The following is a 16247-nucleotide window of genomic DNA, read 5'->3' on the forward strand; positions in this document are numbered from 1 at the left end:
GGTGGGTGGCCATGCTCATACCTTCTTGATCGCGGTCTTGCCGAACAGGCCGGACGGCTTCACGGCCAGCACCAACAGCAGCAGGACCAGGCCCGGCACTTCCTTGTAGCCGGTGGACAGGTAGAAGCCGGTCGCGGTTTCGGCGATGCCGAGGATGATGCCGCCGACGATCGCGCCCATGCCCGAGGTCAGGCCGCCGATGATGGCCACGGCGAAGGCTTTGAGGCCGAGCGAGGCGCCCATGGTGGCGCTGGTCAGCGTGAGCGGTGCGATCAGGGCGCCGGCGAAGGCGGCGGTGGCCGAGGACAAGGCATACGAAAAGGTGATCACCATCCGGGTGTTGATGCCCATCAGGCCGGCAGCGTCGCGGTCGTTCGAGGTCGCCACCACCGCCTTGCCGTAGATCGAGCTACGGTTGAAGATCTCGACCGCCAGCATGATCGCCAGCGCCCCCAGCACCACCGCTACCTGCATCGGCTGGATATTGGCACCCAGTACCGTGAACGGTTCCGAGGCCAGCGGCGACGGGAAGGGCAGCACGTCCTTGCCCCAGATGTTCTCGGCCACGTTTTTGAAGATGATCGCCAGCGCGATGGTCGACATGATCCAGCCGAATTCCGACTTGATCCGCAGCGCCGGCCGCACGCCGATGCGTTCGACGAACATGCCCTGCAAGGCGCCGAACAGCACCACCAGCGGGATCATCAGCCAGTAGCTCATGTAGGGGCCGCCGTGGATGCCGCCGACCAGCGACAGCCCGACCAATGCACCCAGCATCAGCGCCTCGCCCTGGCCGAAGTTGAGGGTGCCGGAGGTGGCGAAGGTGAGTTGGTAGCCGAAGGCGATGACGGCGTAGATCATGCCGAGGGCGATGCCGGAGACGACGAGTTGCAGGAGGATGTCCATGGTTCATCCGATCAGGTGGCACTGCATAAGTTTATCTACCGTCGTCCCCGCGCAAGCGGGGACCCAAGTTCATCGCGAACCCATGGCGCATGTTGCGGACTGTTCGCGAAACTTGGATCCCCGCCTGCGCGGGGAGTCGTTTCCGGCAATGCCGGGAACGACGTTCTCAGGGCGCGGGGAGCAAGGTATTTGGTAGCGCGCGCTCTACTTGGCCAGCACCACCCGCCCGCCCCGCACCTCGCCGAACTGGGTATTCTCGAAGTTGATCGCCTCGTGGTCGGTCTTGCTGAACGGCTTGTTATAAGTGGTGACCACGCCTTCGACCGGCGTGTTCAGGTTTTCCAGCGCCGCCAGGATCTTCGGTCCTTCGGTACTGTTGGCCTGCCTGATCGCGGCAGCCAATAGGTACACCGAGTCGTAGCCCTGGGCCGCCGACACCGCCGACGGCATGCGCCCGCCCGGTGGGTTGTAGGCCTTGACGTAGGCGTCGATGAAGGCCTTGCGCTTGGGCGTGCTCGGCTCCTGGATGAAGGTCTGCGGCATGCGCGTGCCTTCGCCGTTCTTGCCGGCGTTGTCGACGAAGTTGGCCATCGACAGGGTCCAGCTGCCGACGATCGGCACCTTCCAGCCCAGCTTCTGCATGCCGTTGGCGATCTGCGCCAGTTCCGGGCCGATGCCGTAGGTGAGCACGACGTCGGCGCCGGCCTGCTTGGCGCGCAGCAACTGGGCGGTCATGTCGACGTCGCCGATGTTGTACTTCTCGACGGCGACCGGCTTGACGCCCTTGGATTCCAGGACTTTTTCGAGGTCGGCGCGGCCGAGCTGGCCGTAGTTGGTGGAGTCGGCCAGGATCGCCGGTTTCTTGAAGCCGCGGCGGCCGACGGCTTCCTGGGCGATCATCGCCGACTGGATGGTGTCGTTGGCGGAATTGCGGAAGGTGTAGTTCTCGGGCTGGCCCTCGAACTTCTTGGTCACGACGGAGCCGGTAGCCACGTTGATGAACATCGGGATCTTGCCGTCCTGGTAGAAGCGCTGGGCGGCCAGCGCCACGCCGGTGTTGGCGTAGCCGACCGTGGCCACCACCCGCTCCTTGCTGACCAGCTCCTGCGCGATCTGGACGCCGCGCTCGTTCTTGGCTTCGTCGTCGCGCTCGACCAACTGGATCGGGCGCCCGAGCAGCCCGCCCTTGGCGTTGATCTCGCTGACGGCGAGGCGCACGCCGTCGCGCATCGAGACGCCCATCGGTGCCGAGCCCGCCGTGAACGGTCCCGCCACGCCGATCTTGATCGGGTCGGCCGCCAGGGCCGCCATCGACCAACCCAGTACAACACTTGCAAACAACGCTTTCGATTTGAAATCCATTGCCGTCTCCTGTGTTTTATCTGTATCCGGGCTTGCCCGGCTGGGTCCATCTCGACCGATTGTAGGATAGCAAACGGGCAACAGCAATCCATTGCTGTGACGCGATGCAGCATGCGTCATTCATGCAAATGCGTAAGACATACGTAAGGCGCGTGGCGTATGTACAAACAAAAAAGGCCGCGCCAAATGGCGCGGCCTTTTTTGTTTGTACTTCTTTATTGTCTTTCAGCGGTGCAGCCCATTCAGGGCCGCACGGCGCTCCCTTAGCGGTGGCGTCCGCCGCGATAGCCACCGCGGTAACCACCACGGTAGCCGCCGCGGTAACCGTGGCCCCAGTTACTCCAGCCAAAGTTCAGGCCGATCGACACCGGCGGATACCAGAACGGATCGGCGTAGATCGGGGCCGGGGCATACACCGGGACCGGAGCATACACCGGGGCCGGCACGTAGACCGGCTGGGTGACGACGGTGGTCGGCGCCGCGGCATAGGTGGTGACCGGCTCCGAAGTGACCCTGCCGGCATCGCCGGCGTTGGCGCCGGTACCGACCGGGACCGGGGTGACGGAGACGACCTGCCAGCCGTTCGGATCGGCCGGGGCGGCGTAGGCCCGGGTGCCGTAGTTGGCCGGACCCGGGTAGGTTGTGGCACAGCCGCTCAGTGCGGCAACAGCAAGAATGATGGCAAGCGTTTTCATGGCGGTTCTCCTCGTGTGATAACTATACGAGTTTGCACCTGGTCGTGCTGGTTTAATTACAGGCTGTTACAGCTGTTCGATTTCCCGACATATCAGGCCGCGGCCAGGCTCAGCATGTCGTTGCGCGCACGGCTGCCGCCGGTGCGGAAGCGTCCCACCTGCGCCGTCAGGCGCTGTGCATGCTCATGCATCGATTGCGCGGCGGCGGCGGCTTCCTCGACCAGTGCGGCGTTCTGCTGGGTCAGGCCGTCGACGTGGCCGACCGCCTGGTTGATTTCGCGGACGTGGACCGCCTGGTGGTCGCTGGCCGCCACGATGGCCTGCATGGTCTCGGCCAGGTGGGTCACCTTGCCGACCACGTCCCTGATGGTGGTGCCGGCGCTGTTCACCAGTGCCGAGCCGTCCGAGATGGCGTCCACCGATTCCTGGATCAGGCCCTTGATTTCCTTGGCGGCGCCGGCCGAACGCTGGGCCAGCGTACGCACCTCGCCCGCCACCACCGCGAAGCCGCGGCCCTGTTCGCCGGCGCGGGCCGCTTCCACGGCCGCGTTCAGGGCCAGGATGTTGGTCTGGAAGGCGATGCCGTCGATGACTTCGATGATGTCGACGATGCGTGCGGCTGCGTCGTCGATGGTCTTCATCTTGGCAACCACCGACGCCATCACGGCGCCGCCCTCGGATGCCGCCGCGGAGGCGTCGGCCGCGGCCTTGCCGGCCGTCTTGGCGGTGGCGGCGCTGTCGCGCATGGTGACGGTCAGGGTTTCCATCGAGGCCGCGGTCTGCTGCAGCGACGAAGCCTGGGATTCGGTGCGATGCGACAGGTCGAGGTTGCCGCTGGCGATTTCCTCGGTCACCTGGCTGATGTTGGTGGCGCCCTCGCGGACCTCGACCACGATCCGTTCGAGGCCGCAACGCATCTGCTGCAGGGTGCGCATCATCACGCCGAGTTCATCGTTCGAATGCGCGTCCAGCTGCACGGTCAGGTCGCCGCGTTCGATCGCATGGGCGAAGTCGCAGGCACGGGTGACCGGGCGCACGATGCTGACCGACACGGTGTAGGCCAGGAAGGCGGCACAGGCGACGGCCAGTGCGGAGATGGCGATGATGATGGTGCGCGACGCGGCGGTCACCTCGTTGACGTCCTGGCTGGCGGCGTTCATGTCGGCTTCGATGACCTTGATCGCCTTGTCCAGGTCGAGCACGATCTGGCGCCGCAGCGGGGTGCATTCCTTGATCAGGAAGTCGGAGTAGGCCTGCATCGCATGGGCTTCGCGCATGGCGCGCGGCCGGCCGAGTTCTTTCGACATGCGCACCAAGCCGTCGTGGGCGGTGCGGAATTCGGGACGGCTGCCCAGCACGGGCTCCAGGGCGGTGAGGCGCGCCAGGTAGATATCGCGGAATTTGTCGATCAGGTCCAGTTCGCGCGCCGCCTCGGCGTCGTCCTGCATGATGAAGGCGTTACGTGCCGAGATGCCGGTCTGGGCCAGGGCTTCGCGGATGTCGTACAGCGGCGCCAGGTGGTTCTGGCGGATGTCGGTCGCTTCCGAGATGGTGTGCGCGGTGGTGGCGAAACGCGTCAGTGAAATCGCTGAAATCGCGAGCATCAGCGCGACGACCAGGGCGAAGCAGGTGGCGAGGCGGGTTCCAATTTTCAGACGGGTCAGCACGGCAAGTCCTTTGGTTTGAAAGTTGCCTTAGTTTAACCGGAAAAATCGGTAAAATAAGCAAATCCGAAATTAGTTAATATATTGTAGCTAGGAAACAACGATAGCCTGCCGTGCAATGAACCATACGCTTGTCGCCCCGTCCCGGACGTGGGCGACGAGCAAGGGCGTTCGATGCTATTGGGTCAGGAGCTCAACAAGGACAGGGGCACCGCCCGCGCCATCGCCTCGTAGCCGGCATCGTTCGGATGCAGGTGATCGCCGCCGTCGCGTGACGGCAGCAAACGTGTCGGGCGGCTGGGGTCGCGCACCGCGGCGTCGAAGTCGACCACGGCATCGAAGGCGCCGGCGGTGCGGATCCAGCTGTTCACGCGCTGGCGCACGCTTTCGCGCGCCGCCGAATACCATTCGTAGCCTTCGAAGGGCAGCAGGGTGGCGCCGAACACGCGCATGCCGCGCGTGCGGGCGCGCGCCACCAGCTGCTGGTAACCGTAGGTGATCTGGCTGGCCAGGCTGGCATCCGGCGAGGAGCTGAACAGGATGTCGTTGATGCCGATCAGGATCACCAGGAAGCGCGCGCCGGCAGTCGCCAGCACGTCGCGGTCGAAGCGCTCGATCGCATCCTTGCCGGCCAGCGGCGTGTTGTCGGCGTCGCCCAGCAGGCGATTGCCGGCGATGCCGCGGTTGACCACCCCGACCGGCAACGCGCCGGAGCCGGTCTCGGTCAGCAGGCGGCGGGCCAGGTAGTCGGGCCAGCGGCAATTGGCGTTGTTGGTGCTGCGCAGGCCGTCGGTCTGCGAGTCGCCCAGCGCGATCAGGGTGGCGCCGGCGCGGGTGGTGCCGATGTCGATCTCGGTCAGGAAAGGCCAGGAGTACAGGGTGCGCTGGCTGCTGATGTTCTGGCTGGCGGCGTAGTTGCCGGCGCCGGACACGTAGCTGGTCTGGTAGGCGGCATCGTGCACGGTGGCGGCCTGCACGCTGCCCGGCAGGTACAGGCTGAGCGCCAGGTTGGCCTGGGCCGGGATGCTCAGGTCCACCGGATCGGACAGCAGCGCGCTGCCGGCGGCGAGGCTGGTGCCGGTGCTGCCTTTGAACAGCAACTGGCGGTTGCTGCCCGCGACCAGGCTGGCGCCGGAAGCGCTCACCCCCAGCCATACGGCGCCGATCTGCACCGAGGCGCGTCCGAGTTCGTTGGACAGGCGCACGCGCGCGCGGCTGCCGCCGATGCTGCCGTGGGCGATCAGGCGCAGCGTCTGGTTGCTGAAGCTGAGGTAGCTGCCGGTGGGCGCCGGTCCGGCCGGGGCCGCGCCCCAGGTGCCGTACCAGGTTTCGGCGGCGGCCGCCTGACGGATGGCGCCCGGGGCCAGCGCCAGCCCGGCGGCCAGGGTGGACGTGGTCTGCATGAAGCTGCGGCGTGACGGCTTGGCAGGCGCTTCGGATGACGCATTCGGCATGGCATTCTCCTTGGGTGGGTTGATATGCCATGTGAATGTACGATCGCGACAGGACCCGGCGGCCCGCCGGCGGCACACCATGTTTGCGAAATGTCGAGGCGCGTTGCTGTCTTTGTGCTCAGTTCGCCGCAAAAAGACCGAGCGGAATCGACCGTGCGATCGCATCGAAGCCGGCGTCGTTCGGATGCAGGTGGTCGCCGCCGTCGTAGGCCGGCAGCAGGCGTCCCGGCTGGGCCGGATCCCGGATCGCGGCGTCGAAGTCGAGCACGGCGTCGAAGGTGCCCGATGTCCGGATCCAGCTGTTGACCTGCTGGCGTGCGGTCTCGCGCGCCGGCGCATAGTAGACGAAGCCTTCGAACGGCGGCAGCGTGCTGCCGAACACGCGCAGGCCGCGCGTGCGCGCGCGCGCGATCAGCTGCATGTAGCCGAGCGCGATCTCGTCCTGGATCGTGGGCAGGTCGCTGGAGGCGGCGAACACGATGTCGTTGATGCCCAGCTGGACCGCCAGCCAGTGCACGCCGGCAGTGGACAGCACGTCGCGGTCGAAGCGCTCCAGCGCATCCTTGCCGGCCAGCGGCGTGTTGGCGGCGTCGCCCAGCAGGCGGTTGCCGCTGAGGCCGCGGTTGACGACGCCGACCGTGACCGCCGGCGACTCCAGCTGCAGGCGCCGCGCCAGGTAGTCGGTCCAGCGGTGGTTGGTATTGCCGACGCTGAGCGCGCCGTCGGTCTGGGAGTCGCCCAGCGCCACCAGGGTACTGCCCGCGACCGCCATGTCGATCTCGGTGAGGAAGGGCCAGGAATACAGGCCGGCCGCGATCGGCAGCGAAGCGCTGGCCGCGTAGTTGCCGCTGCTGGACACGTAGTTGGTCTGGCAGGCCGCGTCGTGCACGGTCTGTGCGGTCACGCTGCCGGGCAGGTACAGGCTGACCGCGAGGTCGGACTGGGCCGGCACCGCCAGGTCGACCGGATCCGACAGCATCGGCGCGCCGGGGGTGATCGTGATCGCGGTGCGCCCGCCGAAGGTCAGCTGGCGGTTGCTGCCGGCGACCAGGCTGGCATAGGTCGAGGTGATCCCGACCCACGCCGCGCCGATCGTCAGCGGCGTGCTGCCCATCTCGTTGGACAGGCGGATGCGCAGGCGGTTGCCGCCGATGCTGGTACGGGCGATCAGGCGCAGGGTCTGGTTGTTGAAGGTGAGGGCGCTGGCGCTGGTGGGCGGTCCGGCAGGGGCCGTGCCCCAGGTCGCCGTCCAGTTTTCCGCCGCCAGCGCCTGCGTGACCGCACCCGGCGCCAGGCTCAGGCCGGCGGCGAGTGCCGATGCGCCGCGCAGGAAGCTGCGGCGGCCCTGGACGGCGTGGCGGAAGGGAGCGGAAAAGGGAAGGGGGCGGGGCATGGCATTCTCCTGGCGCACGGTGCGGGTATGCGAAGGGAATGTTAGACCTCGCCTTACTGTCGGGCTCGCTGTTTGCGCAGGATGTGCTTTGCGCTAGCTCCAGGTTTAGCTTGATTCCTAGCAGGAAATATAGCGAGGACAAGAATACGGCACCGCCGGTACCGCCATGCGCTACCAGGGCCGCGCGCAGGCGCGGCGACCTCAGGCCAGGATGGCCAGCACCCCATCCAGCCCGCTGAAATTCAGCGCGATATCGGCCTGCGCCCGCACCACCGGCTTGGCACGGAAGGCCACCGACAGGCCGGCGATGCCCATCATCTTGAGGTCGTTGGCGCCGTCGCCCATCACGATCGCCTGGCGCGGCGCGATGCCGAGCTCGGCGCACACGCGCTCGACGGTGCGGCGCTTTTCCTCGGCGTCGACGATGCCGCCGACCACGCGGCCGGTCAGCTTGCCGTTCTCGGCTTCCAGCACGTTGGCGTGCGTGAAGTCGAGACCCAGGCGCGGCTTCAGGCGCTCGGTGAAGAAGGTGAAGCCGCCCGATACCAGCAGCGTCTTCAGGCCGGCCGCCTGCACGCCCGCCAGCATCGCTTCGCCGCCCATCGAGATCGCCAGGCGCTCCTCGTACACGCGGCCCAGCGCCTCGACCGGCAAGCCTTCGAGCAGGGCCACGCGCCGCTTCAGGCTTTCGGAAAAATCGAGCTCGCCGCGCATCGCCGCTTCGGTAATGGCGGACACCTGCGGTTTCAAACCCTGCATGTCGGCGATCTCGTCGATGCATTCGATGGTGATCAGGGTCGAGTCCATGTCCATCGCCACCAGCTTGAAGTCCGCCAGAAACAGCCCAGCGTCGACGAAGCTGGCGTCGACACCCGCGGCGAAGGCGGCGGCTTCCACTTCGGCCTTCAATGCCGGCGTGAAGTCGATGCCGTCGCAGCGCAGCGCATGCGGGTTCAGTGCGGTGGTGGTGCGTGCCCCCGCCAGGGCGGCGATACGGGCGAGCGTGGCCTGGTCGGCGCCTGGACCTTGGAGAATCAGCTTCTTGGACATGTCGCTCTTTTAAACTTCTATGCTAATAATTGTCGGATGGTTTGCTTGACCTGGTTCACGCGCGCCGGCAGGTCCGGCATCGCGGCCGTGATGCGCAGCTTGTCCTGGCCGGCCAGCTTGATGTGGCGGTTCTTCTGGATCAGCGTGATGATCTTGATCGGGTCGATCGGCGGCTTTTCCATGAACTGCAGGCTGGCCGCTTCGCCGTGGGCGTCGATCTTGACGATGCCGACCTGCTTGGCCGCGATGCGCAGGCGGTGGGTTTCGATCAGCGCCTTGACCGGGTCCGGCAGCTTGCCGAAACGGTCGATCAATTCTTCCTGCATGGCGTCGATGCGGTCCTGGGTCTCGCAGTTGGCCAGGCGCTTGTAGATCGACAGGCGCTCGTGCACGTCGCCGCAGAAGTCGGCCGGCAGCAGCGCCGGCACGTGCAGGTTGATTTCGGTGGTGGACGAGAGCGGCGCCGCCAGGTCCGGCTCCTTGCCGGCTTTCAGCGCTCGCACCGCCTCATTCAGCATGTCGGAATACAGCTGGAACCCGACCTCGAGCATCTCGCCCGACTGGTTCTCGCCCAGCACTTCGCCGGCGCCGCGGATTTCGAGGTCGTGCATGGCGAGGTAGAAGCCGCTGCCCAGTTCTTCCATCTGCTGGATCGCGTCGAGGCGGCGCTGCGCCTGCTTGGACAGGCCCAGCACGTCGTTCACCAGCAAATACGCATACGCCTGGTGGTGCGAACGGCCGACGCGGCCGCGCAGCTGGTGCAGCTGGGCCAGGCCGAATTTATCGGCGCGGTGCATGATGATCGTGTTCGCGCTCGGCACGTCGATGCCGGTCTCGATGATGGTGGTGCACAGCAGGATGTTGTAGCGCTGGGCCACGAAGTCGCGCATCACCTTTTCCAGGTCGCGCTCGTGCATCTGGCCGTGGGCGATGCCGATGCGCGCTTCCGGCAGCAGGTCGCGCAGCATGGCGAGGCGGTTCTCGATGGTCTCGACTTCGTTGTGCAGGAAGTAGATCTGGCCGCCGCGTTTCAGTTCGCGCAGGCAGGCTTCGCGGATCACCGAGCCGTCTTCGCTGCGCACGAAGGTCTTGATCGCCAGGCGCTTCTGCGGCGCGGTGGCGATGACCGAAAAGTCGCGCAAGCCTTCCAGCGCCATGCCCAGCGTGCGCGGGATCGGGGTCGCGGTCAGGGTCAGCACGTCGACTTCGGCGCGCAGCGCCTTCAGCGCTTCCTTCTGGCGCACGCCGAAACGGTGTTCCTCGTCGATGATGACCAATCCCAGGCGCGTGAATTTCACGTCCGGCGACAGCAGTTTATGGGTGCCGATCACGATGTCGACGGTGCCGTCGGCCATGCCCTTGATCGCGTTGTTGATCTCCTTGCCGGTGCGGAAGCGCGACAGTTCGGCGATCTTGACCGGCCAGTCGGCGAAGCGGTCGGAGAAGGTCTGGGCGTGCTGCTCGGCCAGCAGCGTGGTCGGCGCCAGGATCGCCACCTGCTTGCCGCCCATGACGGCGATGAAAGCGGCGCGCAGCGCGACCTCGGTCTTGCCGAAGCCGACGTCGCCGCACACCAGGCGGTCCATCGGGCGGCCCGAGGTCATGTCCTTGATCACATTGTGAATCGCTTCCGCCTGGTCGGGCGTCTCGTCGAAGCCGAAGCTCTGCGCGAAGTTCTCGTAATCGGTGGCGGAATACTCAAAGGAATGGCCGGTGCGCGCGGCACGGCGCGCGTACAGGTTGAGCAGCTCGGCGGCGGTGTCGCGCACCTGCTCGGCGGCTTTTCGCTTGGCCTTGTCCCACTGGCCGGAGCCGAGCGCGTGCAGCGGCGCATCTTCCGGCGAGGCGCCGGAATAACGCGAAATCACGTGCAGCTGCGACACCGGCACGTACAGCTTCGACTCTTTTGCATATTCCAGGTGCAGGAACTCGGTCTCGCCTTCGCCCAGGTCCATGCTCATCAGGCCCATGTAGCGGCCGATGCCATGGTTGATGTGCACCACCGGGTCGCCGATCTTCAGCTCCGACAGGTCGCGCACCATCGATTCGACCTGGGTCGTGGCTTCCTGCTTCTTCTTGCCGGCGCGCCGGCCCGAGCCCGCGTACAGCTCGGTCTCGGTAATGAAGATCAAGTGGCCGCAGGCGCTGTCCATCAGCTCGAAGCCGGCCTGCAGCGGCGCCACGCCGAGCATCACCTTGGCGGTCGAGGCGCATACGCCGCCATAGCCTTCGACCGCGGCCAGGTCGAGCTTGTATTCGTTGAAGTACTGCTGCAGGGTTTCGCGGCGGCCGTTCGACTCGGCGCAGATCATCACCTGCGCACCCGACTGCGCGGTGCGCGCCAGGAAGGCGCGCAGGTTGGCCAGCGGGTCGTCCAGGCGGCGGTTGACGGCGATGTCGGGTAGCGGCGCCGACAATTCGGATGGCTGGCCGTCGAGGTCGCGCTGGATGGTCCAGCGGCCGTGGCGCTTGGCGCACACGAAGAAATCCTCGGCCGCCAGGAAGATCTCCTTCGGCTCCAGGATCGGACGCTCGCGGTCGGCCTTCAGGAATTTGTAGCGCGACTCGGTATCCGACCAGAAGCGCCCGATGCTGGCTTCGATGTCGCCGACCAGGGCCAGGCTGGCATCCTCGGGCAGGTAGTCGAACAGCGTCGCGGTCTCCTCGAAGAACAGCGGCAGGTAGTATTCGATGCCGGCCGAGGCGATGCCGTTGCCGATGTCCTTGTAGACCGGCGAGCGGGTCGGGTCGCCTTCGAAGCGCTCGCGCCAGCGGCCGCGGAAGCCGGTGCGCGCCGCTTCGTCCATCGGGAATTCGCGGCCCGGCAGCAGGCGCACCTCGCGCACCGGGTATAGCGAGCGCTGGGTGTCGGCGTCGAAGGTGCGGATGGTCTCGATCTCGTCGCCGAACAGGTCGAGGCGATAGGGCAGCGCGGAGCCCATCGGGAACAGGTCGATCAGGCCGCCGCGCACCGAGTATTCCCCGGGCGACATCACCTGCGACACGTGGGTGTAGCCGGCCAGGGTCAGCTGGGCCTTCAGCCTGGCTTCGTCCAGGGTCTCGCCCTGGCGGAAGAAGAAGGTGTAGGCCGCCAGGAAGGAGGGCGGCGCCAGTCGTACCAGCGCGGTGGTGGCCGGCACCACCAGCACGTCGCACTGGCCGTTGCGGATTTCATGCAGCGTTGCCAGGCGCTCGGACACCAGGTCCTGGTGCGGCGAAAAGGCGTCGTAGGGCAGGGTTTCCCAGTCCGGCAGCAGGTGGCAGGCCAGCTTGTCGTCGGCGAACCAGGGGATCTCGTCGAGCAGGCGCTGGCCGTCGCTGGCATTCGCCACGATCACGGTGAGCATCTGTTTTTTCGCTTTCAGCGCGAGGGCCGCCTGCGCGAGGGCATAGGCGTCCGAAGAGCCGTACAGGGCCGGCAGCGCGAAGCGGGTTCCGGGTTTCGGGAGATGTTTTTTGAGATCGAAAGGCATCGACGCGTGCTATCAACAATCGGCAGGACCAGAGGGCTTCATTATAGACGAAGCCCTGAATGAAGGCCGCTCAAGTCCCTGCATCGTTGGCATTGGCGCTTTCGGCAGACAAGCCTGTCAGCCGTCGCGGTTTCCCAACCGTTCGAAATACTTTTGCGCCGGGCCGGCCAGCAGTGCCGGCAGCGGCGCATCGCCGGCGCCGAACACGCCGGCGTCGAGCAGCAGGCGCAGCTTGGCCAGCAGGTCGGCGCGGCCGAGCGCTTCGGCCAGCGGTTGCGTGCCCGGACGGCCGGCGCGCACGATCGCGGCGGCGGCGAACGGCGGCAGTTCCCAGTGCGCGGCGATGCCGGCCGAGAGTTCGCGCGCGCCTACCAGCAGCGCGGCGCAGAAGGCATCCGACTGCGGTACCACCGGGTGCCCGAGCTGCTCGATCAGGCGGAAGGCCACCAGCAGCCCGACGTTCAGCACCAGCCCGCTGAGATAGGCTTCGAACGGATCGGCGCCCAGCTCCGGCGCCAGCAGGCTGGCGGCCAGCGCGCAGGCGTCGACGTGCAGCCACAGGCGCGGCGCCACCAGGCGCACGATGCGGTCGGTGGCGCGCCCGCCCTGCATGTTGATGACCGGCCGGAATGCTACCCGCGCCAGCAGGATGCGCAGTCCGTTCTCGCCCAGCACCATGACGGCGCCGTCGATCGTGGTGACCGGGCGCCCGCTGCGGAAATACGCGCTGTTGGCTTCGCGGATGACTTCCGCCACCAGCACCGCGTCGCGCGCGATCTGGCGCGCCAGCTCGCCGCTCGACATGCTGTCGTCGCGCAGGCTCTTGAGCAGTTGCGGCACCACCGCCGGCACTCGCGGTACCAGCGCGCCGGCGGCGGCCGGGTCGCGCGCCAGGCGCGCCAGCTCGGCCAGGATGCCGGCTTCGGCCCGGGCATCGGCATCGCCGCGTACCGGATCGGTGAGCCAGCGGTAGAACGCGAGGTCGACGTGGGGCGCTGCGGCGTCTGGCGACGCGGCCGCGGCAGGACGGGGAGCCGTTCCGGAGAGGGAGGTGGAAGGTGTCTTCTGCGCGGGGGCAGCCGTGGCGGCGCCGCCGAACAAACGCGTGAGCCATTGTTTCATGCTGGGCCGCCGTGGTGGAATGCGCGCATTCTACTCCGGTACCGGGCCGGGAGCTAACCCATCGGGTGCAGCATTTACCGCGGGTAGCGCCGTGGCGCTGCCGGCACACGCCGGCGGCAAGGTCATGCTCAGCGGTTCTGGCTGGGCGGCATCGAGGTGCTGCCGGAGATGCCGCTCGGGGCAGCGCTCGACGTCCCGGTGCCGGTGTTCGGGCTGGTCGAGCCGGAAGCGCCGGTCGCCTGCGGGTCGGCCTGGGAACGGCCGGCGCCCTGGGAACTGGTCGACGAACCGGTGCCGGTGCCGCCTTCCATGCCGGCGGAAGTCGTGCCCGAGGTGGCCGAGCTGCCGCTCATGCTGCTGGAGCTGCCCGTGCCGGTCGCGCTGCAAGCCGCCAGGCTCATGGCCATCAGGCCGGCGACAATCACGCTTTGGTAAGTTTTCATGGTCGACTCCGTGTGTTTGATTGGTGATGCGATGATGTGGCCGCAGCATGCCGTTCAAAATAGGATGAGCACGTCCAGTCGCGTAGGACAAACCGGACACTTGCCTTATCCCTCGCCATACTAATTACATGCGTGAACATGCAATAGGAACGGGCCGCGCAGGGCGGCCCGTCGGGGGATCAAGCTGGGGTCCAGGTCAGAACAGGCTGTTCTGCAGCTGGGTCTGTTGCGGCGACGGTGCCTGCTGTGGCGGCGCATTCGGGTCCGCTGGCGGCGCGTTCGGATCCGCGGCGGGCTGCTGGTCGAGGTCGATCCCGCCCAGCACCGGCGTCTGCGCGTACTCGGTGTACACCCAGTCGTCGTTCTCGCGCACCAGGCCTTCCGGCTGCGCGCGCTCGTTCTGCGGACGCTTGGCCAGCGCCACCTTCATGTAGTCGATCCAGATCGGCAGCGCAAGCGTGGCGCCGAATTCGCGTCCGCCCAGCGAGCGCGGGTCGTCGTAGCCCATCCAGGCCACCGCCACCACATTGCCGCCATAGCCCGAGAACCAGCCGTCGACGGCGTCGCTGGTGGTGCCGGTCTTGCCGGCGATGTCGCTGCGGTTCAGGGCCTTGGTGGCGGCGGCGCCGGTGCCGTAGCGGGTCACGTCGCGCAGCATGCTGTCGGTGATGAAGGCATTGCGGGCGTCGAGCACGCGCTGTTCCTCGTTGTGGGCGGCGGGCGGCGCCGCCTGCTGGATCACCTTGCCGTCGGCATCCTCGATCTTGGCGATCAGGTAGGGCTGGACCTGGTAGCCGCCGTTGGCGAACACCGCATAGGCGCCCGCCATCTGCAGCGGGGTGACGGCGCCGGTGCCCAGCGCCAGCGTGAAGTTCTTCGGCTGGCGCTGCAGGTCGAAACCGAACTTGCCGAGGAATTCGTGTGCGAACGGCACCGAGACCGAACGCAGCAGGCGCACCGAGGGCACGTTCTTGGACTTGACCAGTGCTTCGCGCATGGTGATCGGGCCATCCCACTTGAAGTCGTCGTTCTGCGGCGACCATGTCTTGCCGGCGTCCTCGCCCGGCAGGTCGAGCGGCGCGTCGAGGATGCGCGTGGCCGGCGAATAGCCTTTTTCCAGCGCCGCCGAGTAGACGAAGGGCTTCATGCCGGAACCCGGCTGGCGCCAGGCCTGGGTCACGTGGTTGAACTTCTGGAAGTTGTAGTCGAAGCCGCCGACCAGCGCGTGGTAGGCGCCGCTGTCGGCATCGATGGCGACAAAGGCGGCCGCCACCTGCGGCACCTGGGTCACGGTCCAGCGGCCTTTCGCCTCTTTGCTGACGCGGATGATGGCGCCGGGGCCAAGGCGCAGCGCTTCCTTGGCGTTCGGGTTCAGGCCGGCCTGGGCGAAGCGGATGGCGGCGCCGCTCAGGTCGAAGCGCTCGCCGTCCTCGGTTTCGACGCGCGCCGACTTCGACGTCGCCGACAGCACCACCGCCGGGATCAGGCCGTCGCTGCTGGGGCGCTTGCCGAGGGCGTCGGCGATCGCGTCTTCGCGCTCTTCCGGGTCCTCGGGCAGCTCGATGCGGCCTTCCGGACCGCGCCAGCCGTGGCGCTGGTCGTAGGCGATCACGTTGCGGCGCACCGCGGCGTAGGCCGCTTCCTGCTCGGCCTTAAGGATGGTGGTGGTAACCCTGATGCCGCGCGTATAAGCTTCGTCCTTGAACTGGGCGTAGGCGGCCTGGCGCGCCAGTTCGGCCACGTATTCGGCATGGGTATCGAATTCCTGGCCGCGCGTGTTCACGCGCAGCGGTTCCTCCAGCGCGGCCTGGTACTGGCTCTCGGTGATGTAGTTCAGAGCGCGCATGCGCCCCAGCACCGCGTGCTGGCGCTCGCGCGCCCGCTTCGGATTGGCGACCGGGTTATGGCGCGACGGATTCTGCGGCAGGCCGGCCAGCATCGCCATCTCGGCCACCGACAGCTGGTCGAGGTTCTTGTTGAAATAGGCGCGCGCGGCGCTGGCGAAGCCGTAGGCGCGCTGGCCGAGGTAGATCTGGTTCATGTACAGCTCGAGGATCTCGTCCTTGGACAGGGCGGCCTCGATCTTGTAGGCGAGGGCGATCTCGTTGACCTTGCGGCTCAGGTGCTTTTCGCGCGACAGGAAGAAGTTGCGCGCCACCTGCATCGTGATGGTGGAGCCGCCGCCGGCGCCGAAACCGTGGCGCAGGTTGGAGACCACCGCGCCGATGCCACGCTGGAAGTCGATCGCGCCGTGCTCGTAGAAGCGCGCATCCTCGATCGCCAGCAGCGATTTCTTCATCAGGTCGGGGATTTTCTTGATCGGGACGAAATCGCGGTGCTCTTCGCCGAACTCGCCGATGAGCACGTTGTCTGCTGTATATACACGCAGCGGGATCTTCGGCCGGTAATCGGTGACGGCGTCCAGGGCCGGCACGTTGGGCAGCACGCGCAGCGCGATGTAGCCGACGATGAGGGCGACGAACAGGACGATGGCGGCCAGGGCCAGTAGAATGAAACCGCGCAGGCGGCTGGGGCGCTTGGGTGCCGATTTTGTAGTTGCCAAAACTGATTCCTCTATATGGTCGGAATGACCAGAACAGCCCTCCGCAAGGACGGCCGGTGGGAAATTATAATCCGCTTTTCTTCCACTACGGCATGTGCGATAGTCACGCTTTGGTGGTTTGC

The 16247-nt window shown here is 66.8% G+C and carries 11 protein-coding genes; all 11 read right to left on the minus strand.

Going from position 1 to position 16247, the window contains the following annotated elements:
- Positions 1 to 15 precede the first annotated feature (15 nt).
- On the minus strand, positions 16 to 906 hold the full coding sequence (locus U1H99_RS09155) for a branched-chain amino acid ABC transporter permease (RefSeq protein ID WP_323141427.1): 891 nt from the start codon (positions 904 to 906) through the stop codon (positions 16 to 18).
- Positions 907 to 1110: 204 nt separating this feature from the next.
- Entirely contained in the window at positions 1111 to 2268 is a 1158-nt protein-coding gene (locus U1H99_RS09160) for an ABC transporter substrate-binding protein (RefSeq protein WP_323141428.1), read from the minus strand.
- Positions 2269 to 2531: 263 nt separating this feature from the next.
- Positions 2532 to 2963 (minus strand): hypothetical protein, encoded by a 432-nt coding sequence (locus U1H99_RS09165; RefSeq protein ID WP_323141429.1) that lies wholly within the window; start codon positions 2961 to 2963, stop codon positions 2532 to 2534.
- A 92-nt stretch (positions 2964 to 3055) separates the two neighbouring features.
- Entirely contained in the window at positions 3056 to 4630 is a 1575-nt protein-coding gene (locus tag U1H99_RS09170) for a methyl-accepting chemotaxis protein (protein WP_323141430.1), read from the minus strand.
- 182 nt (positions 4631 to 4812) lie between these two features.
- Positions 4813 to 6081 carry an SGNH/GDSL hydrolase family protein gene (locus U1H99_RS09175; protein WP_323141431.1) on the minus strand — a complete coding sequence of 423 codons (1269 nt, stop codon included), beginning with the start codon at positions 6079 to 6081 and terminating at the stop codon, positions 4813 to 4815.
- A 118-nt stretch (positions 6082 to 6199) separates the two neighbouring features.
- A complete protein-coding gene (locus tag U1H99_RS09180; RefSeq protein ID WP_323141432.1) occupies positions 6200 to 7474 on the minus strand; it encodes an SGNH/GDSL hydrolase family protein in 1275 nt (424 codons plus the stop codon).
- Positions 7475 to 7675: 201 nt separating this feature from the next.
- Positions 7676 to 8524: a phosphoserine phosphatase SerB gene (serB, locus tag U1H99_RS09185; protein ID WP_323141433.1), complete on the minus strand. Its 849-nt coding sequence runs from the start codon at positions 8522 to 8524 to the stop codon at positions 7676 to 7678.
- Positions 8525 to 8541: 17 nt separating this feature from the next.
- Positions 8542 to 11997, minus strand: coding sequence for a transcription-repair coupling factor (gene mfd, locus U1H99_RS09190; RefSeq protein WP_323141434.1), 3456 nt, complete (start codon positions 11995 to 11997; stop codon positions 8542 to 8544).
- A gap of 117 nt (positions 11998 to 12114) precedes the next feature.
- Positions 12115 to 13119 carry an HDOD domain-containing protein gene (locus U1H99_RS09195; protein ID WP_323141435.1) on the minus strand — a complete coding sequence of 335 codons (1005 nt, stop codon included), beginning with the start codon at positions 13117 to 13119 and terminating at the stop codon, positions 12115 to 12117.
- 128 nt (positions 13120 to 13247) lie between these two features.
- A complete protein-coding gene (locus U1H99_RS09200; protein ID WP_323141436.1) occupies positions 13248 to 13562 on the minus strand; it encodes a hypothetical protein in 315 nt (104 codons plus the stop codon).
- 196 nt (positions 13563 to 13758) lie between these two features.
- A complete protein-coding gene (locus tag U1H99_RS09205; RefSeq protein ID WP_323141437.1) occupies positions 13759 to 16125 on the minus strand; it encodes a penicillin-binding protein 1A in 2367 nt (788 codons plus the stop codon).
- Between the last annotated feature and the right edge of the window lie 122 nt (positions 16126 to 16247).

Origin of the sequence: Massilia phyllosphaerae (assembly GCF_034659755.1) — a bacterium.
In the GTDB taxonomy this organism is placed as follows: Bacteria; Pseudomonadota; Gammaproteobacteria; order Burkholderiales; family Burkholderiaceae_D; genus Telluria; species Telluria phyllosphaerae.